This window comes from Streptococcus sanguinis (assembly GCF_050234405.1).
GTDB lineage: Bacteria > Bacillota > Bacilli > Lactobacillales > Streptococcaceae > Streptococcus > Streptococcus sanguinis_W.
This window is the reverse complement of sequence record NZ_CP092117.1, coordinates 834,114-858,037: the sequence shown is the minus strand read 5'-3', so window position 1 is coordinate 858,037 and position 23,924 is coordinate 834,114. Positions and strand designations below refer to the sequence as shown.

The window sequence follows — 23,924 nt, the reverse complement described above, 5'->3', positions numbered from 1 at the left end:
AAAACGCTTATTCTTCTATCAGCTGGATATCTGCACCCAGACTTGTTAATTTTTCAATAATATTAGAATAGCCGCGCAGGATAAACTCGATATTAGTGATCTCTGTCTTTCCTTGAGCCATCAAACCTGCAATAACCAAAGCAGCTCCTGCTCGTAAATCGGTTGCCTTGACCTGAGCTCCCTGCAATTGATTTGGCCCCTCATAGACAATCTGGTCGCTGCTAGTTGAAATCTTGCCTGCCATCTTAGCCAGCTCCGCCACATGGTTAACCCGCTTCTCATAGATGGTGTCCGTAATCTTACCGTGGCCATTAGCCGTCAGTAAGAGCGGAGTGATCGGCTGTTGTAGGTCAGTTGCAAAGCCTGGATAAGGGGAAGTCTTGATGTTTATAGCTCGCAGGTTTTGCTGCTCTTCGACAAAAATGCTGTCTTCAGAAACCGTCATCCGAACACCCATTTCCTCAAGTTTGGCAATAAAACTCTCTAAATGCTCATAAAGGACATTATTAATCTGAATTCCCTGACCAATAGCTGCAGCAAGGGCGATATAAGTCCCTGCCTCGATACGGTCTGGAATTACTTGATGACGAGTTCCATGAAGGTGTGGAACCCCCTCAATCGTGATAATATCAGTTCCTGCTCCACGGATGTGCGCTCCCATATTATTCAAGAGAGTTGCCACATCAATGATTTCAGGCTCCCGCGCTGCATTTTCAATAATAGTCCGACCTTTGGCCTTGACAGCAGCCAACATCGTGTTGATGGTAGCACCCACGCTGACCGTATCCATATAAATGCTAGCGCCTTTCAGCTGCTGGCCTCCTGTGGATAGGTTCATGTAGTTGCCGTCCATGGTCATCTTAGCCCCCATGGCTTCAAAAGCCTTGAGGTGCAAGTCAATAGGACGCGGACCCAAGTCACAGCCACCAGGCAGACCTACCGTCGCTTCACCATAGCGACCAAGCAAGCTGCCATAGAAATAATAAGAAGCCCTTAGACTGTTGATCTTTCCATAAGGCATAGGGACGTTTTGGATACCACGCGGATCAATCGTCAGACTGTCCTCAGAACGAGTAACACTAGCCCCCATGGCAATCATAATATCAATCAGACTATCCACGTCCGAAATATCTGGAACACCATCCAACGTTACAATATCATCCGCCAGAATCACAGCCGGAATCAGGGCAACGACACTGTTTTTAGCACCATTAATAGTCACCTCTCCTTTTAAGGGGCGACCACCATGTATTACAATTTTTTTCATGTTTAAAATAAAGCTCTTTCAAGGTATTGCCATTTATTATACCACAGATTCGGGAAATTTCCTATACTTTTAGATAAATAAGACAATTGAAATTAAAATGAAACAGGGAAAATGGCTTTTTCAACAGTACTTTCAGAAAAATACAGTATTACCAAGACTGAGAGAAGCGCAAGGCTAGACTGCTTGCCTTGCAAATATTACCTATATAAAAAAGCTCTCAACCATTACGATTGAGAACTGTCTTCTTACTGCACTGCTGCTTTCAATGCCTCTACCTTATCCAACTTTTCCCAAGGCAGGTCAATATCTGTCCTACCCATGTGGCCATAAGCTGCTGTCTGACGATAGATTGGATGTTTCAGATCCAGCATTTGAATGATACCGGCCGGACGCAGATCAAAAATCTGACGAACTGCTTCCTGAAGCTTGCTTTCTGCAACAGTACCAGTGCCAAAAGTATCGATGCGTACAGAAACCGGCTGAGCCACACCAATGGCATAGGCTAACTGCACTTCTGCTTTCTTGGCCAGTCCCGCCGCCACGATGTTTTTAGCAATGTAGCGAGCTGCGTATGAAGCAGAGCGGTCGACCTTGGTTGCATCCTTACCAGAGAAGGCACCGCCACCGTGACGAGCATAACCGCCATAAGTATCCACAATAATCTTACGGCCAGTCAAGCCAGAGTCTCCTTGCGGACCGCCAATTACAAAGCGGCCGGTTGGATTGATGAAAAATTTTGTCTTATCATCCAGATACTGGGCTGGGATTACTGCTTTAATCACCTTTTCAATCACATCACGATGAATCTCTTCATTAGTCGCTTCTGGGTCATGCTGAGTCGAAATAACCACCGTATCCACGCGCACAGGCTGGTCATTTTCATCATACTCAACTGTCACCTGTGACTTAGCATCTGGACGAAGATAGGCAATCTCTCCTGATTTGCGCAACTCTGCCAATCGACGGACTAGCTTGTGACTGAGCGAGATAGGAAGCGGCATGAGCTCCGGCGTTTCATCCACTGCAAAGCCAAACATAAGCCCCTGGTCTCCAGCACCAATTAAGTCCAATGGATCTTGATCCACATTCCCACGAACTTCCAGAGCTTCATTGACACCTTGAGCAATATCTGGAGACTGCTCCACCAAAGACGGATGCACACCGACTGTCTCTGCTGAAAATCCATACTCTGTATTGGTGTAGCCAATCTCTGCAATGGTATCACGAACCACACGATTGATATCCACATAAGCTGTGGTCGAAATCTCACCAAAAACATGAACCGAGCCCGTATAAACAGCTGTTTCAGCAGCCACATGGGCATCTGGATCCTGACTCAAGACAGCATCCAAAATAGCATCGGAAATTTGGTCTGCAATCTTGTCAGGATGCCCCTCCGATACAGACTCAGACGTGAAAAGTTTACGTTCTGACATAGAAATGTCCCCCCTTAAAAAATATTAAACAAATAAACAAACTCCAAAATGATGAAAATCTTATCAGCTGCGAGTTACGACGCGAAAGAAATAAAAACGATACCTTTTTATTTCTGAGCTAGTAAAGCGCATAGGGTGACCGCAATATAGCGGCAGCCGTAGAATGACGAGCGGCTTTGAAGCCGTAATTGTTTGCGAGTTACAAAGTACTGATAGAAGTTTCCTACCATCTTATCGGGACTATATAACTTTCTCATTATACCACTTTTCACTAAAAAATTCAGAATTTTTTAAATAGAAAAAGCTATAGCCGAAAACTATAACTTTATTCTTTGGATTTACTTGGATTGAATAGGCCACTAAACTCACATATTCAAAGTACACTAAACCAAATCCGTCTGAGCAATCGCCTTCTTGACATCATCCAGCGGCAGATGAACTAATTCTACCTCTTTCTCCTTGTAGAGATACTGAGCATAGTCATCTATGCGATATTGGTTGATGTAGACTACCCGTTTGCAGCCGACCTGAAGCAGTTGCTTGGTACAATTGAGGCAGGGAAAATGGGTCACATAAGCCGTAAAGCCCTTGGGAACGCCCCGCTCGGCTCCTTGCAAGATGGCATTAACCTCAGCATGCAAGGTCCGAACGCAGTGACCGTCAATAACCAAACAATCATGGTCAATACAGTGCTCAGTCCCCGAAACAGAGCCATTGTAACCAGTTGAAATAACCTTATTATCCTTGACCAAGACAGCGCCAACTTTGGCTCGCTTGCAGGTTGAGCGATTAGCAATTAAGAGAGCCTGAGCCGCAAAATACTGGTCCCAAGCCAAACGATTCTCTGACATGATTTCTCCATTCTATTCTTATTTTTCAGAAAGCAAGCAGATTCGGTAGGTCTAGACTCCAAGTTAAGAGACACATACTGCACTCTCTCTGGCTCTGCTCAGGCCAAATGGATAAGCCAAGCCTTCAAAGTAAGCTTATAACTGCTGGTTTCTCAGCATTTTCTCTATTATAACTTAAATCGGCTTTTTAAACTAGTCAAAAAGGTAAGAAAAAGAACCAAGGAAATCCTCAGTTCTTATTTTAATTATTTACCAAGCTTAGCTTTAGCTGCATCTGCAAGAGCTGTGAAAGCTGCTGCATCGTTAACAGCCAAGTCAGCCAACATTTTACGGTTAACTTCAATCTCAGCCAATTTCAAACCATGCATCAATTGTGAGTATGAAAGTCCGTTCAAACGAGCTGCCGCATTGATACGAGTGATCCAAAGTTTGCGGAAGTCACGTTTTTTCTGACGGCGGTCACGGTATGCATAGTAGTAAGAGTTCATTACTTGCTCTTTTGCAGTACGGAACAAGATATGTTTTGCTCCATAGTAACCTTTAGCTAATTTTAAAATACGTTTACGGCGTTTGCGTGATACAACGCCACCTTTAACACGTGCCATTTATATTTCCTCCAATATTTCCTAGATAATCGTTACAGTAGCTCTTATTTCAGACCTGTAAGCATTGCTTTGATACGCTTGAAGTCTCCTGCATGCACCATTCCTGCTTTGCGAAGATGACGGCGTTGTTTTTTAGTCTTTCCGTGGAAACGGTGAGAAGTGTAAGCACGGAAACGTTTCAAGCCACCAGAACCTGTACGTTTGAAACGTTTAGCTGATGCGCGGTGTGTTTTTTGTTTTGGCATAATGTTTTCTCCTTTTTCTATCTTTCTGACAATCTATTTTTTGTCAGGAATTGGCGCCATCTGCATGAACATCTGACGTCCATCCATCTTAGGCTTTTGCTCAATGATAGCAACATCCTGAGTCGCTTCAGCAAAATCTGCTAAAACTTTAGCCCCGATTTCTTTGTGGGTAATCATCCGGCCTTTGAAGCGGATAGATACCTTTATTTTATTTCCTTTTTCAAGGAATTTGCGTGCGTTGCGAAGTTTAGTGTCAAAGTCTCCCTTGTCAATAGTTGGGCTGAGACGAACTTCTTTCACAGTAACAACACTTTGTTTCTTGCGTTGTTCTTTTTGTTTTTTCTGGTACTCAAATTTGAACTTACCGTAGTCCATAATTTTTGCAACAGGTGGTTTAGCTTGTGGCTGAATCAGGACCAAATCGACATTTGCTTCATCCGCAAGAGACTGCGCTTCGCTCAGCGGTTTAATACCTAATTGTTCGCCGTCAAGACCGATCAAGCGAACTTCACGCACACGAATTTCATCATTGATGAATAAGTCTTGTTTTGCTATGGTTTTCACCTCTTTTTTTATTTTTAGAGAAAAACAAGTGCGGACCTGCTAACGCAAACCCGCACTACACGATAGTATTTCATTACTGAAACTGAATCCTGTAGAGCCAGACAACGTTAGTCGCAAGGCGAGAAGCTCTCACTTCTGCTTTTCTCAACTCTACTATCATACCAATTTTCATTTTATTTGTCAATGATTTTTTTCGCTTTTTCTTCGATAAATGCAACAACTTCAGAAATGCCAATACCAGTTGTATCAAAATGTATGGCATCTTCTGCCGGTCTCAATGGCGAAACTTCGCGGTGACTGTCCTTATAATCCCGCTCTGCAATTTCTTCTTTCAGTTTGTCCAAATCAGCTGGAATTCCTTTCGATAGATTTTCCTTATAACGGCGCTCAGCTCTTTCATCAACCGAGGCTACCAGATAAATCTTGAGCTCAGCCTGTGGCAAGACAACCGTTCCAATATCACGGCCATCCATGACAATCCCTCCCTGAGCTGCAATTTGCTGCTGCAAGGCCACCAGTTTCTCACGGACTTGAGGAATGGCAGATACCCAGGAAACATTATTAGTAACTTCATTTTCCCGAATCGGGAGAGTCACATCCACGTCGCCAACAAAGACTAGCTGCTCGCCATCTTCTGCTCGGCCAAAACTAACTGAATGATTATTGAGCAAGTCTACAATTTCAGTGACATTTGCTTCCGTCAGATGATGCCGCAGAGCCAGATAGGTTGCAGCCCGGTACATGGCTCCTGTATCTAAATAAGTATAGCCAAAGTCCTTGGCAATAATCTTGGCAACAGTCGATTTTCCACTGGAAGCAGGACCGTCAATCGCAATTTGAATCTGTTTCATAGCTGGCTCCTACTCAATCTTCACAACGTCACCTGGATTGGCATACCAAGAACCAGTGGACATATGAGAAGGGTTAAGCTGTTCAAGCTTGGCAATAGAAATACCTGCACGCGCCGCAATGGCTGCCTCACCTTCACCAGGCTGGACAGTCAGAGTTCCTTCAGAGGATTCTGTAGTATTTGCCGCTGGCTGCTCCGCTGTAGAAGACGCTTCACTACTGGAACTTGCTGCTGAAGTGCCGTAGAAACCTTCCATTTGAGTTTGTCTATTACTTCCTCCAGTAGACAGATAGGTCAAGAAGCACACCACCGCAACCACTAAAATAAAGAAAATAATGGTTAATATGGTCAACAAACGATCAGCATTCAAGGCACTAAACTTCTTAGTTCGTTTCAACTTATCTTCTCCGTTATCGTATACATCTTCTTCCCATGGTTCTTTTTCCATGACTTCCTCCTTGAGTTTTTCTTAAAATCTTATTACAATATGGGTATGAAAGTAACACTCATTCCCGAACGGTGCATTGCCTGTGGGCTCTGTCAAACCTACTCTGATCTCTTTGACTATCATGACAATGGCATCGTCAAATTTTACCAGGACGACCAGCTCCTAGAAAAGGAAATCGCTGTGGAACCCGATGTCGTGGAAGCCATCAAAAATTGCCCAACCCGAGCTCTTTTGAAAGACTAGGTTTTTTTGGACTGACTGCCATAGTAAGCTTCAAAATAGTCAATATGGGTAAAATTATCTACTAATTCTACCTCACCCTTAAAATGCTCATTAAGGGCCAGGGCATTAACAAAATATTTCTTAGGCCACTTGCGCATACAAAAACTCCGGCTGCGGCTCTGCCCTTTAAAATATAAGGTAATTGACGTCTTGGTCACTTCGACTTTTTCAATATCTGAAATCTTGACCTTTATCGGAGTAAAGGGATTGGCTGTGATAATTCGCAAGGTTCCATCGTCATAAATGGTAAAATAACGATGAACTCCCATTCCCAGCAAAACCATGAACAAGAAGAAAGAAAACAGAACAAGAGTCGGCACTCGTGAGCTTTCATACATCAAAGCCAGGCCAACAAAAATCGGAATGACCGATAAAGACCAATATATTATCAGGATAGCTACATCTGGCTGCCAGTGATAGCGAACCTTACCGAAAATCTTTATCATGCTCACACCCCCATACTATTAGTTTAGCATAAATTAAGAAAAAATAGAACAGGTAGACTTGCCTATTCTATTTTTTTATTTATGATTTTGCTGTCTTAAAGAAGCTATCAGACAAGTAGCCCTTGCCTCTGACCATATCATACTCAATCAGTTTCAAATCATCTGCTATTTCTTGAGCTTCTTCGTCCAATTCCTTTTTATCCACGCTGGCCTTATGCAATACTTCTGTTAATAAAGCATAGTAAGGTGATACTTTGGAATTTGTCTGCTCCAGCAAGAGAGCGGAGAAATCACTAGAATTGACTCTTGGATAATCGAGTTTAGGAGTTTCATAATTGCTCCAAACGAAATAATCTGTCAGATATTGGCTTTCTGGATCTTCTTTAAAGGCTGACTGAGGATAGAGACCTGGCAGATGATCGCCATAAAAGACGACTGTTACCTTTTTATCTACCTTTGAAAGCTTCTCAAGAAAATCCATGGTTGCCTGATCCGTATGGTAAAGCATTCTGACATAGCTGGAAAGAGATTCGTTCCCTTCCTTGCTAAAATCAGGATAGCTGGCAGACATGTAGACAGGATTGGGCTCACTCCAAGGCATGTGGTTCTGCATGGTCATGACAGAGAAAAATTGCCCCTGCTTGCCATTCAAATGTTCCAAGACCTGATTATAGGTCGTTTTATCGCTGTAATTACCACCTATATTATCACCTTTCAGGCCTTTAGTGCCATAGTGAATAAAGGTATCAAATCCCAAATCCTGATAAATGACATTTCTGGCATAATTGCTAGGGGAGGCCAGATGGATTACTGTCCGATTCTTAGATGAATAAGCATCACTAATGGAAGGAAATCTATTCATCCTCGGGACAATTTCAGTATAGAGAACCGAAATAGATGGAGACAGATTATAAAAAGGCAAACCTGTCAGGGTCTGAAATTCCATGTTGGCCGTTCCTCCACCATAGCCGTCTGACTTCATAAGTCCACTGGTGGTGCGAGTTTTAACTTCCTGAATATAAGGAATTGGATTCTCAGACATAGTAACGCCATCAACCCGAGCAGGGTCAGAAAAACTTTCACTCAGGAGATAAACTACCGTTTGATCTTCGATTTTATTCTGGCGGTCTTTGTTAATAGCTTCCGCAACATTCTTATACTTTTTTTCTATCTCTTGAATCTTTTCCTTAGAATAGCCACGTGGCTCAATCATGGTTGTATCCGACATCTGTGAAAACCAGACAAAAGAAAGGGAGCGCAGCTGTGAATTGACAGTATTTCCCATCCAAGTCAGGTCATGGTAATTATTCAAGACCGAAATGACTGGGATATTCTCTACTATTTTGCCATTCTTTTTAGTGGCAAATATATCCATGACTCCCAAGAAAAAGACCAGGGGCAGGACTAGCAAGAGGAGCTGGTATTGAAGAACGGTAATGAGCTTGCCTGGCAAGATTTTCTTACGCAAATACCAGTAGAAAGCGCCTAAAGCAACTAGTCCCAAGATAGCATAAAATCCATAATTGCCTCCGAGAAAGTCAAAGAGGGTCTTGGGGTTTCTCAGCCAGACCATATCACTAGGTAAAATCGGCTCTTGGCGATACTGAAATTTCAGACTACTGGCTATGGTAGCAACCACCACTAACGCTGTTATCAGCATGGTTGGCAGGAGAAAATGATTGAAAATCAGGTAAAGAGCCATAAAAATCATGAAAAAAACGATGATTTGAAAGAGACTGGCTCCAGTGAAAAGATACTGATCCAAAACAATCACGTCTCCTCGGATACTATTTTGGATTGTATAGTTAAAGACAAGAGCAAACACTGCACTCAGTACAAAAGCTACAGACACACTGGCTTTATTCTGAGCGAGATCGCGCAATCCCTTCACAGCTAGAAAGCTGGGGAGAGAAAGCAAGATAAAGATAAGTGCGATAAGGAAGAGAAGAGTTAGCATAAAATTCTGCGTTATGTCCAACTTGCCTTCCTTAAGGAAATTCACTAAATAGCTTTGGTGGTGTAGCAATTCCGGCATCTTATCGTCCATCAAAGCAAGAAATAGGAAGAGCTGGGATAGAAAAAGATTTTCCAGTACCTCTCTATTTTTCTTATCAACCTGCAAGAACTTACCTGGGAAGCGTTTTTTAAGCTTTGGAAAATGGATAAAAATATACGCAAATAAGAAAATCAAAAGCAAGCCAGGCAGGGAGTTAAGCTGCCAAAAATGATTGCTAAACACTCTATCTACTTTGAACTCAAAATCATTGACATGCTGCGTTACTGTCAGTAAGTAAGAAAATCCTGTATAAAGAGCGTAAATAATAGCTGACCATAGGAAAAATCTTTTGCTGAAGAGCTGAGACAAAAGCTTGCCCAAGCCAAACAAAAGAGGAAGCAACATCAGAAAGGCCAGCCACAAGGCTGGATAGCTCCGCAAATCTTCGCCTTCCTCCAACAATAAGACTGTCGTAACAGCAACTATATCTAAAAGTAAAAAACTAATTAGCAGGTATGAGAACTGCTTATAGTGGTTGAGTAAAAATTTCATTTTTCTTTCTGGTAAATAGTTAAATTCTCTAGCGAGATTTTTTGTAAACCAAGAATCTCACTTTTTCTTTAAAAGATTGGACAAACGATTTCGAATCTTTTGAGATAAATTTTTCTGACCTAATTTTTCTTTTTGCTCGGCCAACTCTGCCTTTTTCCTCTGCCAGTCCAGTAAAGAGGGGAGGGAAGATAAGGGCATAATCTTGAAATCATAATGACTGTCCCAAGCTAGATAAACCAATAAATGCTCTAAAACATCAGACAGCTCCTGCTCAGAGGATGGCAAGCTTTCTAAACTCTTCATCTGGAACAAACTAGCCAAAGCAGAGTATTTAAACCATACAAAGCCACCGTAGACTCTCGTCAGAGAAGGGGGAGTCATAAAGTCAAAAGACTTATGCAAACCAGCTTCCTGCCAGATAGCAGCCAGCCTTGGACGCAGCGGTTCTGACTCAAACAAGCCATCTCTGACTAGACGTGGCAAATCTGGAATAACCAGCCCTACAGCAGACTCCTGTTCTAGCGCTTCTATGCTTGCATCCGCATAATCCACCATCAGATTTATCAAATCAGAGCGCATAGCTTGGTCAAAAACAGCCTGATTTTCCATTATTCTATGAGTAGATAGATGGCCGATATAAGCATAGTCTTGCAGAATTTCCTTCTGCTCCAGCATGGCAAGCCAGGCATGAGATTTCTGGCTTAGTACAAGCTGAACTTTATCGCCCAGATGAGCCAGAGTTGTCTGCAGCTGTTTCAGCATTTCTGGCTGCGTTACAGTCACTAAATACTGATACTGAGACGATAGAGAGAATAGCTTGTTCTGATACTGCTGAAAAATAGGAAGATCCGTTACATGGATATGCAGGAGGACAGGCTGATTTGTCCGATAGTTCGAAGTTGCCTGAGACAAATACTTATCCTGCAGCAAACAAGGAAGGTCTGGACCAAAATGATAGAACAGGTGTTCCCTAATCAGGGAAGTCGGATAGGATGAGTTGGTTTCAAGATCTTCCAGCAAATACCTAGCCAAAAAAGGATTGCCCGTGAGAGCCTTTACCTTTAGAAAAGGAAGCTTTGCTTCCAGAATCCTAAGAGGCTTATAGTATGAAAAATCTGGATGAAGCAATTCTCCTGCTTCTTCCTGACGGGTATCAAGGAGAGCTTGATATCTGAATCCTGCCTCTACAAAACGCTTGGTAAACTTAGTCTCGTAATGGTCTATCACATCTTGAACGTCAGTAAAATCTTCTACCTGCGACCAAAATTCTCGGAAAGCCTTGTCTTTAAGAACTGACTGCTTAAAGGTGACAAAGTAGCTCTGCAGGTGTTCTTCAAAGTATCTGGTCTTGCGAAAATTAGTCATTCCCCAAAAATCGACTTGCGAATCCTCTTCAAAGCGCTGATAAATGGGCGCCAAATCCCATAGTGGACCAAAGCAAGTGTCGTTTATGAGAGTCAGGGAGTCTGAGTTCTCCAAAGTGTCAAAACCCAGCCAGTTAATACCGTCACGCCAGGCTGCAAAATCAAAGCCTCGATTATCACGCTCAAGCAAGTCAGAAATTCCCAAGTCTTCTCTCAGCCGGCATTTGTCCTCATTGCTCAAAGAACTATTTGAAATAAAAAGAATCTTAGAAAAAAGCGGCTTTAGCTGCTCCAATTGATAGAAGACATGACCGCTTATATGATTGCATTTATTGAAATGAACATAGAGTAATATTCGTTCCATGAAAATACCTTATTCTTTATGATTGAGAAATCTTCCAACTGCCATTACGCTGGATTAAGCCAGTGGCAGAATCCTTAGCAGAGACATCGTCATCCTTAATATCCTGGCGATTGACTAAGATAACAGGGTTGTTCTGAGAGTCTGCAAAGGCTAGAATCTGTTCTTCCTGATCCCTCACTGAAACCTGCAGCTTTAACTTAGCGTTATTTATCTGTGACACATGGCACTTATAAGTCAAGCGCTTCTGTCCAGGTCCTTCTGTCGGCTGATCCATGGAATTATCATTGTAAAGCCAGATAGTTCGATCGATATCTGTCAGAGAAAAGGAAACATAGGTCGGGAGGTCTTGATTAACCCGATAAGAAATTTCAAATTCAATCTCTTGTTCAGGTGAAATCTGAGGCGAATGCAAGAGCTTAACCTTCAAATCAGAAACTGCTGCATTCTCAACCTGGAATCCTTCGTTCATGGCTTTTGTTTCAGTCGCATTGTCCAGACTGTACTGGTTTGCCACATCATCAGGATTGCCGATAGCCTTGACCAAGCCATTTTCAATCAAGACGGCCTTATTACAATATTTTTTAACAGCTCCCATGTCATGGGTCACCAGAATGGTCGTCTTACCTGACTCCTTGCGATCTTTGAAATAGTCATTACACTTACGCTGAAAGGCTTCGTCCCCAACAGCCAAAACCTCGTCCAAAATCAGAATATCACCCTGAGCTTTGATGGCCACTGAAAAGGCCAGACGAACCTGCATACCGCTGGAGTAGTTCTTGAGTTTTTGGTTCATAAACTCTCCCAGCTCGGCAAACTCCACGATATCATCGTACATGGCGTCTACTTCTTCTGTTGAGAATCCCAGCATGGCACCGTTCATATAGACATTTTCGCGGCCAGTTAGTTCTGGATTGAATCCGACACCCAGCTCAATAAAGGAAACCAACTTACCATCAATAGTTACCTTGCCCTTCTCCGGAATATAAATCTCAGAGATAATTTTCAGGAGGGTAGACTTACCAGAGCCATTGCGGCCGACAATCCCGTAGAAGTCCCCTTTTTCGACCTCAAAGGAAATATCTTTCAAAACATGCTGTTCTTTGTAGCCTTTAATCCCCTTAAAACGATTGACCAGACTGGTTCTCAAACTCTGAGTAGCCTCAGTAGGCAATCGAAAGAATTTACTTACATGGTCGACTTTTACTGCAATATTATTTGACATTATAAAATCTCCGCAAATCTCTTAGCATTTTTATTAAAGAAGAACAAACCTAGAGCCAATATCACAAAAGGAATCAAGTAAGGGATGAGGGCGATTAGTTTGTTATTCACAATATCCCAGCCTCTGACATTAACAGGAGCAACAATGAAATGGCGCATATCCTGCAGCATCTGGGCAATCGGATTGAGCATCATAATTTTAGCTACAAAAAGTTTTTTACCATCCAAAAGGAAGTTCAGAGAGTAGATAATCGGGCTGGCGTACATTCCTGCTTGAAGAGCCACTTCCCAAATCGGTCCAATATCCCGATACTTCACAAACAAGGAAGAAAGCATGAGGGCACAGCCCATTGCCAAGACCAATACTTCCAGAAAAAGAGGAATAATTACTAGCGTATGCAAGCCGAATTCCACCTGATTGATCAAGGCGAAAAGGAAAACAACGACTAGATTAATCAGAAAATTGATAGCTGCTCCAAGAACCGATGAAAAGACGATGGTATGTTTTGGAAAGTTCAATTTACGAAGCAAATCTCCCCGAGAAACGATGGAAAGCATGCCCATATTGGTGGCTTCAGTAAAGAAAGACCAGAAAACCATCCCCAGCAAAAGCCCTACTGTATAGTGGGGTGTCCCGTCATCAAAGCGCAAAAAGCGGACAAAGACCAAATACATGATGGTAAACATCATCAATGGCTTCAAAATCGACCAGAGATAGCCGACCAAAGATCCTTGATAACGCAACTTAAAATCCGTCTTGATTAATTCTTTCAAAAGAATTCGATTTTTTTTACTAAAAAAATCCATGAATATTACTCCTTATAAGCAAACTTTGTGAGAATGAGGCTTGTAAAAACAAGGGTATGGAAAGTGCGGTTTTTACGGTAGCCATACTGGCGAATCCTGCGCCAGCGCTCCTTGGTAGAAACCTCCATAATGGTCACAAAGTTCTCAATTAACTCTCTATTTTCAGCAGTCAGCGGCAGGACCAGCAAATTTCTAGCCTGGGTCTGACTGTCTTTTATCAATTTCCAATATTTGGTAAAAAGAACATGGGGACGCACCCAGTTTTTTACTCGTTTTCTGAGCGTTCGAGCTCCCAGCACATTATTCGAATGCTGACGATAGAGCTCACCCGGCTTGTCAATATAGACTAGATTGCCAAAAGCCGCAGCCAGCAAGCCCAAATACCAGTCGTGCATGAGCAGTTCATGTTCTTCTTTCCCAGTCCAAAGTTGGGCCAAGGCGCGATTAATCATAGAAACGCCACCCGTCACCGTATTCTCCGTCAACTCTTGGACTAGTTCTGTATTAGCGTGATCTGACTGAGTGCGAATCATACTTTCATGAACAACCTGTAGCTCTTGATCCACGACCTTCAAGTCAGTATACACCAGCAAGGGCTGACTGCTATCATATTTGTCTGCCTCAGCCAATTGCATGGCAATCTTGTCTGGCAGCCAAACGTCATCTTGGTCGCTAAAGAGATAGAAATCCGAATCTTGGTATTGAAGCAGGCTATGAAAACTCTGAATGACACCCAGATTTTGTGGATTTCCCCGATTGATAAAGGCAATGCGGTCATCCTTGCGGCAAAAGTCCTCAATGACAGCCCGCGTCCCATCTGTAGAGCCATCATCACGAATCAGCAGTTGCCAGCCCTTATATGTCTGCTCTTGAATACTCTTAATCTGCTCGGCCAGAAACTGCTCCCCATTATAGGTGGACAGAAGAATGGTCACTTTCATGATAAAAATAAATCCTCGTATTCACCCACAATTTTTTCCCAGGTGTAGTTTTCTTTCATATTTTCTTTGGCGGCTTGACCTAGCTCCGTAAAATCAGTTTGAGCATCTACTCGGTCAATCAGCTGGGCCAGCTGACCAGGTTCTTTTTGCCAGTACAGAGTCGTCTCTTTTGCTACCTTACGGTTAAAGTCCACATCTAGCACCAGATTGGCATCTGTCTGAGCTAGTGCTTCCAAGAGTCCCGGATTGGTCCCGCCAACCTCATGGCCATGTATGTACGCAAAAGCATGGTTACGGATATATTTGAGTAGATTCTGATCATAGACCGTCCCAGCAAATTTAATGCGAGAATCATGGTCAAAGCCTGTTTTCTGCTTGAGATCTTCAAAATAAGGATTGCCCTCATGATTGCAGATAATCAGCAAATCACGTTGGGTCTTGGATTTCATGAATTCTTGAATGATGGTTTCATAGTTGTTTTCCGGAACGAAGCGTCCGACAATGAGGTAATAGTCTTTTTCCTTACTGGCCCACTTTTCAAAGAAGACCCTGACCTTGCCTTCGTTTTCTGTCAAATTGGACAGATAAAGGTCGGTTCCATAAGCGATACAGGTCGTTTTAGACCAAGGATAAGCTTTTTGAATATAGCTTTCAATGCCTTGATTGTCCGCGATAACCAAGTCTGCGTGCTTGGTCATAACCTTCTCAGAATATTTGAGATAGGCTTGGACTGGCTTAGACCACTTGGCCCGCTTCCACTCCAACCCGTCAGGATTGATAAAGAATTTACCGCCTGCCTGATGGATACGACGAGCAAATGGAAAGATAAAAGCACCAATCGTATTTCCAAGAATGTAAAAAATAGGCTGTTCAATCTGCTCTTTTTTAGCAAACTTGAGGGCATAGGAGACAGCCATCATATCATAGGCAATTACTCGGGCTGGGCCAAGCTTAGGTGGCTTGACTGTAAAACAGTCTACCCCCTTGTAATCAAAATGATGAAAAGCTTCATCATCTGATAAGCAAGCCACATGATATTGGATGTGAGAAGAGATTTGATGCTCTGTCAATTTCTCGACAAAGGTTTCAAATCCTCCATATTTGGCAGGAAGTCCCCGACTCCCAATGATGAAGACATGTTTCATGATTTCCCTCAATTCAAGATTTTACAATCCATTCTATTATACCACTTTCTAGTGTGTTTGTATAATACAAAAAGGACAGGTAGAGCCGCGGCTGAACTTGTCCTTTTCTTTCTTTAACCTCTTCTACCAGAAAGCAGCTTATTTTTCACTTTGCGTAAGAAAGAGCTGGCTGGTTGAGAGGGTAAATTTGTATCCAATAAGCACTTGACATGGCGCAAGGAGTTAGCCTGATACATTTCAGTATTTTCAATCTTATCCAATAAGGTCTGGTAAACACTCTGAACTGTGTAGCGCTCTTGAATCTTGCCAAGATTGGCCACCGACTGGTCTTTTAATCTTTCAAAGTTTGCCAAGGAAATATTTATCTTATCAGCCAACTCCTCGATATTGCCAGATGAATACAGCTGGCCTTCTTCAAAGATTTCATAGGCGGATAGATGACCAGGATTATCCGACAAAATGGTCGGAAGGCCATTCATAATCGCTTCAATATAGACTAAACCAAAGGTTTCCATCGCAGAAGGAAATACCACTAAGTCTGCTGCCGTCACGTCTGACCAAGGATTGTCCTTGTGTCCCAGGAAGCTAATATTTTTTACCTGATGTTCAGAGATATAAGTATCGCATCTTTTTTTGTACTCCTCATCCCAGGCACCGATAAAAACTAAGGTCGGTTTTGGCTGAGATAGCTGGTTATAGGCTTTTATCAATTCTAATTGATTTTTCCGCTCTGTCAAACGTCCGACTGACACAATACGCCTTTCGGCTCCATCCTTTTCTCCTGTATTAGTAGGATGAATTTTCGTAAAAGGGGCAAAAGACAAGACTTTTCTGTTTGGCAGCAGCTCCTGTAACTGTCTCTGCAAGGCACCTCTAACTGCAAATATTTCCTGCGAATAATCACTGATAAAATCTAGCTTTTCCTTATAGTAGCCAAACTCTCCGTCAGGAAATTCATGAATCAGCCAGAAATGCGGAACATCCTCGCAGGCCGCTGCCACTGCACCTTGAAACATATTGACCGTATTGGTAATAACCAAATCAATCTTTCGCTCCGTTAGTATCTTTCTGAGCGCTGAGGTATTTTCTTGATAAGACCGAGCTCTAGACTCAGGACTACCTGGCAGGCCACCAGGCGCGTCCTCCCACCACCATTTAACTGAAGGCAAGGCTATAGTCTCAATATCCAAGGCTGCCAGGCTGGATATATAGTCTTGCTGAACGGCTACATGATAATCCGGAATCGCATTGATAACCTGATGGCCCGTCTCTACCAGGTATTCCATCAAATTGACAATAGAGATTTCAGCTCCATTATCCAGCGTTCCAGTCGGCGAAATGAATAATATCTTTTTTTTCATAGCTTATCCTAATACATTCCAATAAAAGGGCACCATCAAGTAGAGGGAAACCAAGAAGTTAGCTACCAGAGTCCCAACCATCATTTGATTCACCACTCTGTCTTTAATATCCAAGGTTCCTAGATTAGCAACAGTTGGTAGCAGTAAGATCAAGAAGGGTGTAAAATAACGTCCCTGAGCACCAACTGATATCATGGCACCTTTACCGAGGACAATGGGTGTCCACTGCAGATACATAATTGACACAACAGCAATCACTTGAACCAGAAACAGATACCGCGACATGACTGCGTAGCCCATGGTCATAAAATCTTTCTGCGACTGCAAAAAGATAAGCGCCAAAACTGCCACATCGATAAAAATCAACCAAAGCGGCAGCTGGATAGTAAAATTCCCCAAAAAGCCAAACATACCAATTGTCAAAATCGTATTCAAGTCGCCATTAACACTTTGCTTAAAGAGCGTATTCAGCAAGACTTGGCCATAGTGCAAGAGCCCTCCCTGATTGCGAAATGCCAGATGCAAGGCAAGAAAGAAAGCGGAAAAGCCAAGTACATAGAAGATAGGGCGATAACGAGCTACAAAAGCTTTGGTTGCAACAAAAGGCTTGTTCAGAACCGCAAGGAATCCTTCAAACTCAAAGTCAACAAAAGGCAGCAAGCCTAATAAAAGGACATTATTCGGTTTAGTGACAAAGAGGCCTATAGAAATCACCAAAAGCTCCAGTACATTTCTATTAGTAAATCTCTTATGGTAGGCAATATTGGTCAAAAAGCCAACCGCCAGCATAATCTCCAGATAGCTCATCACATCATAAGAGAGAGAAGCTGCCTGCTGGACCATAATAGGCAAAAGAGATAGGAAAAGCAGAGCTTTTTTGCCATATTTGAAATATTTAATCAGCAGATAAACCCCGATGATGTATGCCAAGGCATTAAAGAGCCGCCCCATCATCACGATGAAGCCTACTGACGGATAAAGCAAGCTTCCTAAGGTCATACCTATGAGCTGAGGCAGGAAAGAGATAGCCTTGAGATTAAAGCCAAAGGCAAACTCTTCTTGCGCCAGATCTATCTTCTCTGAGAACAGCTGCTTGTACTCTGCCGGCGAAACATTCGGAGTGGATGGGATTTTGTCCATCCATTTATATGTTCGACTGGTAGGTTTATGGAAGATTTCCCATGTCATACGAGCGTGATTGGTCTCATCAGGCACTCGATTAATCGGCTGTGCAATCATAAAAGTCAAGACAAAGATACTTGCCAGCAGCAAGAAAATATTCTCAACTTTTACTTCTTTATTTCTTTTCAAAATAAGTCACCATTTCATCTTTTTTATCTAAACTGCAATTTTCTAATACAAAAGCGTAGGCATTCTCCGCCAGTTCTCTGCGTAAATCCGCAGAAAGAATCAGGCTTTCCAGCTTTTCTTTCCATTCACCATCTTTAGCCAAAAGTCCAGTCTGACCGTCAATCATCATATCAGAAAAAGCACCGATATGACTGGCAATCGTTGGCACCTTGACTAGAGCTGCTTCTATCCACTTGATTTCTGACTTGGCCCGATTAAAGACTGAGTCAACCAGCGGAGCTAGATTAATATCAACCTGGCTAATCAACTGAGGCAAGGCCTTCCAGTCCACATACTCATGGACAACAATACGCTGCGTATATTGTTTCATATCCTGCGGGATATCCAAGTGCCCTACAATATGAAGCTCCACGGATGGGTAGTTGTCCAGCACTTCTTTGATAGCCGGCTTGATGAGCTCAAAATTTTCATTGTGGCTGATGGAGCCAGAGAAATAGCCGATTTTGATTCTATCGTCTTCACCAAAGTCTTCCTTCAAGAACTGCGAGCTAACCGCAATCAATTCGCTGGACGCCAGATTACGATTCAGCAGAACTGAGTCCTTGTATTTGAGCAATTCCTCTTTTAACTGATTAGTGGAGGTAATCGCTCCATCACAAGCCGCCAGCATTTTTCCGTAATTCTTCACCCCAGCATCATAATTGCCCTTTTCCTTCTCAGATAAGCCTTGTGTATAGCTTAGCTGGTCGGTATAAAGGGTATCAAAGACCAAATCATCAATATCAAAATAAACTGGCTTATGCTCCTCCCGAGCCAAATCACATAAAAGCTGGAGTTGAGCGGACCAAGGAGCGCGGTAGATAATGATGTGGCTGGCATACTGGGCCTGATCCAGACTAAACTTAGACGCATTGACCACTTTCACAGCAAAGCCATTCTTTCTAAGCTGCTCTGCCTTATTGAGCACACGGTAGCGCGTACACTGCGGAATGATATTCTCTACACCGTCAATGATGAGGATATATTGATCACGAGGCACATCTTTGAATTTTTGAACAATGTTCTCAAGAATTTCTACTGGATAATCTGTCTTCTCCCGAACGTAGTCCAACAAATCAGGAACTTCCGATTCTCTTTCCAGACCTTGCCACAAAAACTGCTGATCATCATAATTCTTCAAAGAAGTATACTTAATCAGAGGACTGCCCGCCTTTAACATCCTTAATGGGTGAATATACATAGCCGAATCCCGATTTTCGTGAACCAAGGCGTCGTAACGATAGCCCAAGTCAGCAAAGTACTTGGTAAAAGTCGTTTCATGCTTTCCGATAGCTTCTTCCCGTGAATCCGTGTCAGTCAGTACTTGCCAATAGTCGTAGAATTCTTCGGACTGAAGCAGCAAAGGCTCAATCACCAAAAAATAAGACTGTAGGTGGTTGGGAATGTAACCATAGCGGTTAAAACCAGTGATATCTTCCTGAGTTTCACCATAGGAAATTCCCCAAAAATCAAGATTTCGGCCAACCATAGTTTGAAAGACAGCCGCCAGATCACTCATAGGTCCGATATTGGTGTCATTGACGAGCATCAGCTGAGAACAATGCTGTAGCGTTTCCTTTCCTAAGGAAAGAATGCCTTCACGAAAAGCTGCCGTATCATAGCCGGTATTATCCCGCACCAAGACTTGTCCATATTGTCCTAAGATTTCTAAATCTTCTGCAGCCAGTCCGCCGTTAACGACGATGAGAGTCTTATCAGCCAAAGCTGCTAACTTTTCTAAAAAGATTACTTTATATTGCTGCAAGCGTGGCTCGGATTCAAAAATGACATAGACTAAGACTTTTTCGCCGCTTGAAACTGAAGCTAAAGCTTTTTCTCGTTGAGAGTTCCGCAGCCATTGATAATAATGAACCTTAGGAGACTTAACTTGGCGTTTCAAACGAACCAGCTGTTGCTTAATCCGACTTAAAACAGCTTTGATACTGCGAGGATTTTTGACTAATCGAGCCAGACGTTTCAATGGCGTAATCACGCCATTCCCCAGCCGATAGGAAATAGATCGGCGAATACGAAACTGCTCCTGAATAGCCTCATCACGCTGTTCTTTTATCGTTCTCAGTCTGGATTTCAAGGAGTCTAGATTTTTATGTAACTGCCGCTGATCCTCCTGCAGTTCAAGAACATAGTCGTTCACTTTATCCATATGCTGAATCAGTTCATCCAAACGTCCTTCCAGTGTAAATATGTTCTTGCCCAGAGCTTGGTAAATTTCATCTGGTATCTGTTTTACATACTTACGCAGAATTTTCAGATACATTTCGTAATGATATCTCGTAGAATTCCGTTTAGAGATTGATTCCTTATCAAAGACCCGATAATTCAGCTTTGTTTTTGCATCATAAACTGGTTTCGCGCCTTGATTGATAATTAAGTTTAAAAGGAAATCATAGTCTTCCAGTTTTTCACGATTCAGAGCTTCATCATAATAAATACCATCAGCAACCGAACGACGAATGAGAGAACAGTTGGAAATAAAATTTTCCGTTAAGAAAGCTAGCTTGTCATAAGGCCGTGATTTAAGGTAAACTTCCTTTTTATCAGGATCATACAAATCACCGTAGACAATATCTGCCTCCTCTTGCACCATGCTTATATAGAAGCTCTCAATATAGTCTGAATCCAGAAAATCGTCACTATCCACAAAAATAAAATAAGTGCCTTGAATTTGCTGCAAAGCCTTGTTTCTTGTCTTGACGACCCCCATGTTTTCATGGCTTTCAAACCGCGTCGGAAAAGGGGAATCCACCAAAACAGCCTCTATGATTTCAGCAGAATGGTCAGAGGAGCCATCATCCAATACCAGTAACTCAATATTTCGATAGGTCTGAGCAAAAATACTGCGCAAACACTGTTCAATATAATCTTGATGGTTGTAACAAGTTACAACAACAGATATTAAATCTTTCATATACTTTCCTTGTAAATAACTCTATTAGTTTGAGTTAGCATCTTGACTCTTCATGTATGCTTTATTTATCAGATTAGCAACCCACTTAGGCCAGAAAAGCTGGTACATGAACAAGTCCTCTTTGCTTCGAGTATTATCTGAAATAGTCTTGGTTGTTTCAGACTCTCCATGAATCCGGTGGCACATAAGCTTCTCAGAAATATAAGCAAAGCGACCCTTATAGGCGCTAATCTTGTACCAAGCGTACCAATCCAGACTCACGCGCATTTCCTCATCAAATCGAAAATCCCTTAATGCCTCTAAGTTGTAAGTCACTGCCGGACAGGAAATGGGATTGCCAAAAGCCAGGACCCGATTTCTCCAAAAACGGCTGGATGGCATCAGATTCATGGTTTTAAGCATGAGAGTCTTGATTTTCAAATTGGTATTAGCCGGAATTTTAACTCCATTTTTCTCTTCAAAATAGTCTGTATAGGCAATGAGAATCTCCTTCGACTGCTCTATTTTTTGCATCACTGCTTCTAGATAAGTTGGCTCATAGTAGTCATCCTGATGAGCAATGGTAGCATAAGAAGTCTCAACAAAGGTAAGGGCATTATTCCAGTCCTTACCGATACCACCGCCTTCTTTCGTGTAAAAAGGAATACCGTACTTCTGGCACAGCTGCTTAATTGAATCTAGAGGTGTTGAGCTATAGCAGATAATCTTTGATGGCAAGGTTTGAGCTTGCAAAGACAGGATACAAGCTTCTAAAAATTCACTTTCGCCATAGGCGCAAATCACCCAGGTATGGTTATTTTTCATCTTTTTCACTCTCTAACTTGGACATTCTTTGCTTCATGATGGACAGTTCTTGCACCAACTGCTTGATTTGCTCCTTTTGCTTGGAAATGGAAATAGTATGTAAAAAAACAATAACCAGCAGGAAAAAGATGGCCAAGGACATGACAAAGTTTGAGGTCAACTCAAAGCCCAACAATTTGGCAATCGAAACTGGAATCCAATCAAATACAGAAATAACAATCAGTACAAAGCCAATAATAATCCACATAAAGGCTTGCTCAAATAAAATATTATTTTGATTGATATTCCGAAAGACAAAATACAGGAATAGGACTGAAGCCACTAGCATAACAATAGACAAAATGGACATTATTCACTCTCTTTCATAAAAGCAGCAATCAAGATCGAAGAGCAAACTTCAATCATATAGCGAATGGACTTAATCGGAGTAATTGAGGAGACTCCTCCTGCACGTTCAAACATATTGGCTGGTGCTTCCACCACTTTATATTTCCGCTTCAAGATATGGACGATTGATTCTGGCTCAGGATACTTGATAGGATAGCGCGCAGCGAATTGTCGAATAATGTCACGATTGGCCAAACGATAGCCTGATGTGGTATCCAGAATCCTTTTGCCTGTTGTTAATTTAATAAAAGCTGAAATAATGGTAATGCCAAAACGCCGCATAAAAGTCGTCTGAAATTCTGAAGACTTGTCACCGATAAAACGAGAACCAACAACCAAATCAGCCTGCTGACGACGAATAGGCTCCAGCAAAGCATCCAGCGACTCAATATCATGCTGGCCGTCTCCATCAAACTGTACGGCCACATCATAATTCTTCTCAAGAGCATACTTATAGCCCGTCTGAACAGCTCCGCCAATCCCTAAATTCATAACCAAATGAATAGCATTCAGATGATGGCTATCCAAAATCTCCTTAGTTCTGTCAACTGACCCATCATTGATAACTATGTAGTCTAAGTCAAAATCAACTTTCTTCCGATATTCTACAATGCTCATAACCGTATTTAAAATACTTTCTTCCTCATTATAAGCAGGAATTATCATTAAAACTTTCATTAATTTAATCTATTCTTTCTATAACATGTCATTACATTATTTTTTGTTTTTCTGCAACTGTTTTTTTCTATATTTCATAAAGCTCGGGATTAGGGAATTGATAATCTTATATCTTAGCATTGGAAAAGGCTTCATAACAATATTAAAGATTCTAAAACAAACAAAATACAGCTGCCAACCTTCTTCCATTGGTGTATCCTTCCATGGAGTTTTGTGTAGATAATAGAGATACTCCTTTTTAAACCTATGTGTGTTCCCTTTCCGCCAAGGTCTCTCTTCACCAAGATAGTGAATAATTGTAGGTGCTTTTCGGAAATGATTAAAATCTTCCTGTGATATAAACTTAGTTGGCTTACTTAATTCACTCAACGTTTTGTAAGGATAAACATCATAAATATTAAAATAATTAAAGGAAATTGGCAAGGTAAAAATTTGCTCTTTCAAGGCTCCATTTAAGGCATCTTGGTCTGGTGCGAATAGCTTCCCTTCATGAAACTGATAAAATTCTATGACCTTTTTACCAATCTCTTCCCTACGCCATTTTTTTAGATCAATCAATAGGACGCCCGAATTATGATAGGGGTACTCTTTCAAAGCTAGAAATTCCTTTCTTGACTTATCCACAGTTGGTTCGGGACACATACCTATTACCTTATCTCCCAAGTCGCTATAAAACAATGAACCTAAATCTTCTAGAACTAGTGTATCTCCATCGAGATATAAGATCCTATCAACTTCTTGTGGAAGAAGTTTATCTAAAAAAAGACGTGCTAAAATAATTGAAGACCAACCGTTTGTATCAAAATCAAAGTCAATATAGTCTGCGATATTATTTATAGAAATAATACAAACTTTTCTATCGTAACTTTTAACGAATTCTTTTAATTTATTTTGATTCTCTTGGCTTATCCTCTCGCCAATTAAATATACTGTAATATTCTCAGCAGATTTATTATTCTCAAATATAGAACACATACAGGTTGCAACTTGAGGTACAAACGCATCATTTAATGTAAATAAGATATTCATAG

At 41.8% G+C, this 23,924-nt stretch carries 23 protein-coding genes and 1 other annotated feature; of the genes, 1 reads left to right on the top strand and 22 read right to left on the bottom strand.

Going from position 1 to position 23,924, the window contains the following annotated elements; translation table 11 throughout:
* Positions 1-7 precede the first annotated feature (7 nt).
* From MFP28_RS04350 to MFP28_RS04315, 8 genes are all read right to left on the bottom strand, one after another.
* Positions 8-1,267 carry a UDP-N-acetylglucosamine 1-carboxyvinyltransferase gene (locus tag MFP28_RS04350; RefSeq protein ID WP_002895048.1) on the bottom strand — a complete coding sequence of 420 codons (1,260 nt, stop codon included), beginning with the start codon at positions 1,265-1,267 and terminating at the stop codon, positions 8-10.
* Positions 1,268-1,512: 245 nt separating this feature from the next.
* On the bottom strand, positions 1,513-2,703 hold the full coding sequence (gene metK, locus MFP28_RS04345) for a methionine adenosyltransferase (protein ID WP_002906161.1): 1,191 nt from the start codon (positions 2,701-2,703) through the stop codon (positions 1,513-1,515).
* 383 nt (positions 2,704-3,086) lie between these two features.
* Complete coding sequence (locus MFP28_RS04340) at positions 3,087-3,554, bottom strand: deoxycytidylate deaminase (RefSeq protein ID WP_002906160.1); 468 nt, start codon at positions 3,552-3,554, stop codon at positions 3,087-3,089.
* A gap of 245 nt (positions 3,555-3,799) precedes the next feature.
* Positions 3,800-4,159 carry a 50S ribosomal protein L20 gene (gene rplT, locus MFP28_RS04335; RefSeq protein WP_000124830.1) on the bottom strand — a complete coding sequence of 120 codons (360 nt, stop codon included), beginning with the start codon at positions 4,157-4,159 and terminating at the stop codon, positions 3,800-3,802.
* A gap of 44 nt (positions 4,160-4,203) precedes the next feature.
* On the bottom strand, positions 4,204-4,404 hold the full coding sequence (gene rpmI / locus MFP28_RS04330) for a 50S ribosomal protein L35 (protein WP_002895038.1): 201 nt from the start codon (positions 4,402-4,404) through the stop codon (positions 4,204-4,206).
* 33 nt (positions 4,405-4,437) lie between these two features.
* The gene (infC, locus tag MFP28_RS04325; RefSeq protein ID WP_002895037.1) at positions 4,438-4,968 is read right to left on the bottom strand and encodes a translation initiation factor IF-3; all 531 of its coding nucleotides are present in this window, start codon (positions 4,966-4,968) and stop codon (positions 4,438-4,440) included.
* Between the two features lie 16 nt (positions 4,969-4,984).
* Positions 4,985-5,115 (bottom strand) — a sequence feature (ribosomal protein L20 leader region).
* Between the two features lie 26 nt (positions 5,116-5,141).
* A complete protein-coding gene (gene cmk / locus MFP28_RS04320; RefSeq protein WP_002906159.1) occupies positions 5,142-5,819 on the bottom strand; it encodes a (d)CMP kinase in 678 nt (225 codons plus the stop codon).
* 9 nt (positions 5,820-5,828) lie between these two features.
* Positions 5,829-6,266 (bottom strand): SAG1386/EF1546 family surface-associated protein, encoded by a 438-nt coding sequence (locus tag MFP28_RS04315; protein ID WP_002906158.1) that lies wholly within the window; start codon positions 6,264-6,266, stop codon positions 5,829-5,831.
* 45 nt (positions 6,267-6,311) lie between these two features.
* Between MFP28_RS04315 and MFP28_RS04310 the strand changes: the two genes are divergently transcribed.
* A complete protein-coding gene (locus MFP28_RS04310) occupies positions 6,312-6,509 on the top strand; it encodes a ferredoxin (protein ID WP_317627902.1) in 198 nt (65 codons plus the stop codon).
* Here MFP28_RS04310 and MFP28_RS04305 read toward each other — a convergent pair.
* From MFP28_RS04305 to MFP28_RS04240, 14 genes are all read right to left on the bottom strand, one after another.
* The gene (locus MFP28_RS04305; RefSeq protein WP_002906156.1) at positions 6,506-6,994 is read right to left on the bottom strand and encodes an EbsA family protein; all 489 of its coding nucleotides are present in this window, start codon (positions 6,992-6,994) and stop codon (positions 6,506-6,508) included. The two genes, MFP28_RS04310 and MFP28_RS04305, sit on opposite strands and share 4 nt — an antisense overlap.
* 79 nt (positions 6,995-7,073) lie before the next feature.
* Positions 7,074-9,542, bottom strand: a complete 2,469-nt coding sequence (locus tag MFP28_RS04300) for an LTA synthase family protein (RefSeq protein ID WP_002906155.1) — start codon at positions 9,540-9,542, stop codon at positions 7,074-7,076.
* Between the two features lie 57 nt (positions 9,543-9,599).
* Positions 9,600-11,270 carry a rhamnan synthesis F family protein gene (locus MFP28_RS04295; protein ID WP_002906154.1) on the bottom strand — a complete coding sequence of 557 codons (1,671 nt, stop codon included), beginning with the start codon at positions 11,268-11,270 and terminating at the stop codon, positions 9,600-9,602.
* 16 nt (positions 11,271-11,286) lie between these two features.
* Positions 11,287-12,492, bottom strand: coding sequence for an ABC transporter ATP-binding protein (locus MFP28_RS04290; RefSeq protein ID WP_002906153.1), 1,206 nt, complete (start codon positions 12,490-12,492; stop codon positions 11,287-11,289).
* Entirely contained in the window at positions 12,492-13,298 is an 807-nt protein-coding gene (locus tag MFP28_RS04285) for an ABC transporter permease (protein ID WP_002897250.1), read from the bottom strand. Before MFP28_RS04285 ends, MFP28_RS04290 begins: the two co-directional genes overlap by 1 nt.
* Before the next feature lie 5 nt (positions 13,299-13,303).
* Positions 13,304-14,239 (bottom strand): glycosyltransferase family 2 protein, encoded by a 936-nt coding sequence (locus MFP28_RS04280; protein WP_002906151.1) that lies wholly within the window; start codon positions 14,237-14,239, stop codon positions 13,304-13,306.
* On the bottom strand, positions 14,236-15,384 hold the full coding sequence (gene cps2T / locus MFP28_RS04275; RefSeq protein WP_002906149.1) for a beta 1-4 rhamnosyltransferase Cps2T: 1,149 nt from the start codon (positions 15,382-15,384) through the stop codon (positions 14,236-14,238). The genes MFP28_RS04280 and cps2T overlap by 4 nt, the downstream gene beginning before the upstream one ends.
* A 113-nt stretch (positions 15,385-15,497) precedes the next feature.
* Complete coding sequence (locus MFP28_RS04270) at positions 15,498-16,745, bottom strand: glycosyltransferase family 4 protein (RefSeq protein WP_002906147.1); 1,248 nt, start codon at positions 16,743-16,745, stop codon at positions 15,498-15,500.
* Positions 16,746-16,748: 3 nt separating this feature from the next.
* Positions 16,749-18,056 carry a DUF2142 domain-containing protein gene (locus MFP28_RS04265; RefSeq protein ID WP_002906146.1) on the bottom strand — a complete coding sequence of 436 codons (1,308 nt, stop codon included), beginning with the start codon at positions 18,054-18,056 and terminating at the stop codon, positions 16,749-16,751.
* Positions 18,043-21,024, bottom strand: a complete 2,982-nt coding sequence (locus MFP28_RS04260) for a rhamnan synthesis F family protein (RefSeq protein ID WP_002906144.1) — start codon at positions 21,022-21,024, stop codon at positions 18,043-18,045. Before MFP28_RS04260 ends, MFP28_RS04265 begins: the two co-directional genes overlap by 14 nt.
* 24 nt (positions 21,025-21,048) lie before the next feature.
* Entirely contained in the window at positions 21,049-21,828 is a 780-nt protein-coding gene (locus MFP28_RS04255) for a glycosyltransferase family 2 protein (RefSeq protein ID WP_002906143.1), read from the bottom strand.
* Complete coding sequence (locus MFP28_RS04250) at positions 21,818-22,177, bottom strand: DUF2304 domain-containing protein (protein ID WP_002897243.1); 360 nt, start codon at positions 22,175-22,177, stop codon at positions 21,818-21,820. Before MFP28_RS04250 ends, MFP28_RS04255 begins: the two co-directional genes overlap by 11 nt.
* The gene (locus MFP28_RS04245; RefSeq protein ID WP_002906141.1) at positions 22,177-22,893 is read right to left on the bottom strand and encodes a glycosyltransferase family 2 protein; all 717 of its coding nucleotides are present in this window, start codon (positions 22,891-22,893) and stop codon (positions 22,177-22,179) included. Before MFP28_RS04245 ends, MFP28_RS04250 begins: the two co-directional genes overlap by 1 nt.
* Positions 22,894-22,929: 36 nt before the next feature.
* On the bottom strand, positions 22,930-23,922 hold the full coding sequence (locus MFP28_RS04240; protein ID WP_002906140.1) for a glycosyltransferase family 8 protein: 993 nt from the start codon (positions 23,920-23,922) through the stop codon (positions 22,930-22,932).
* Positions 23,923-23,924: the final 2 nt, after the last annotated feature.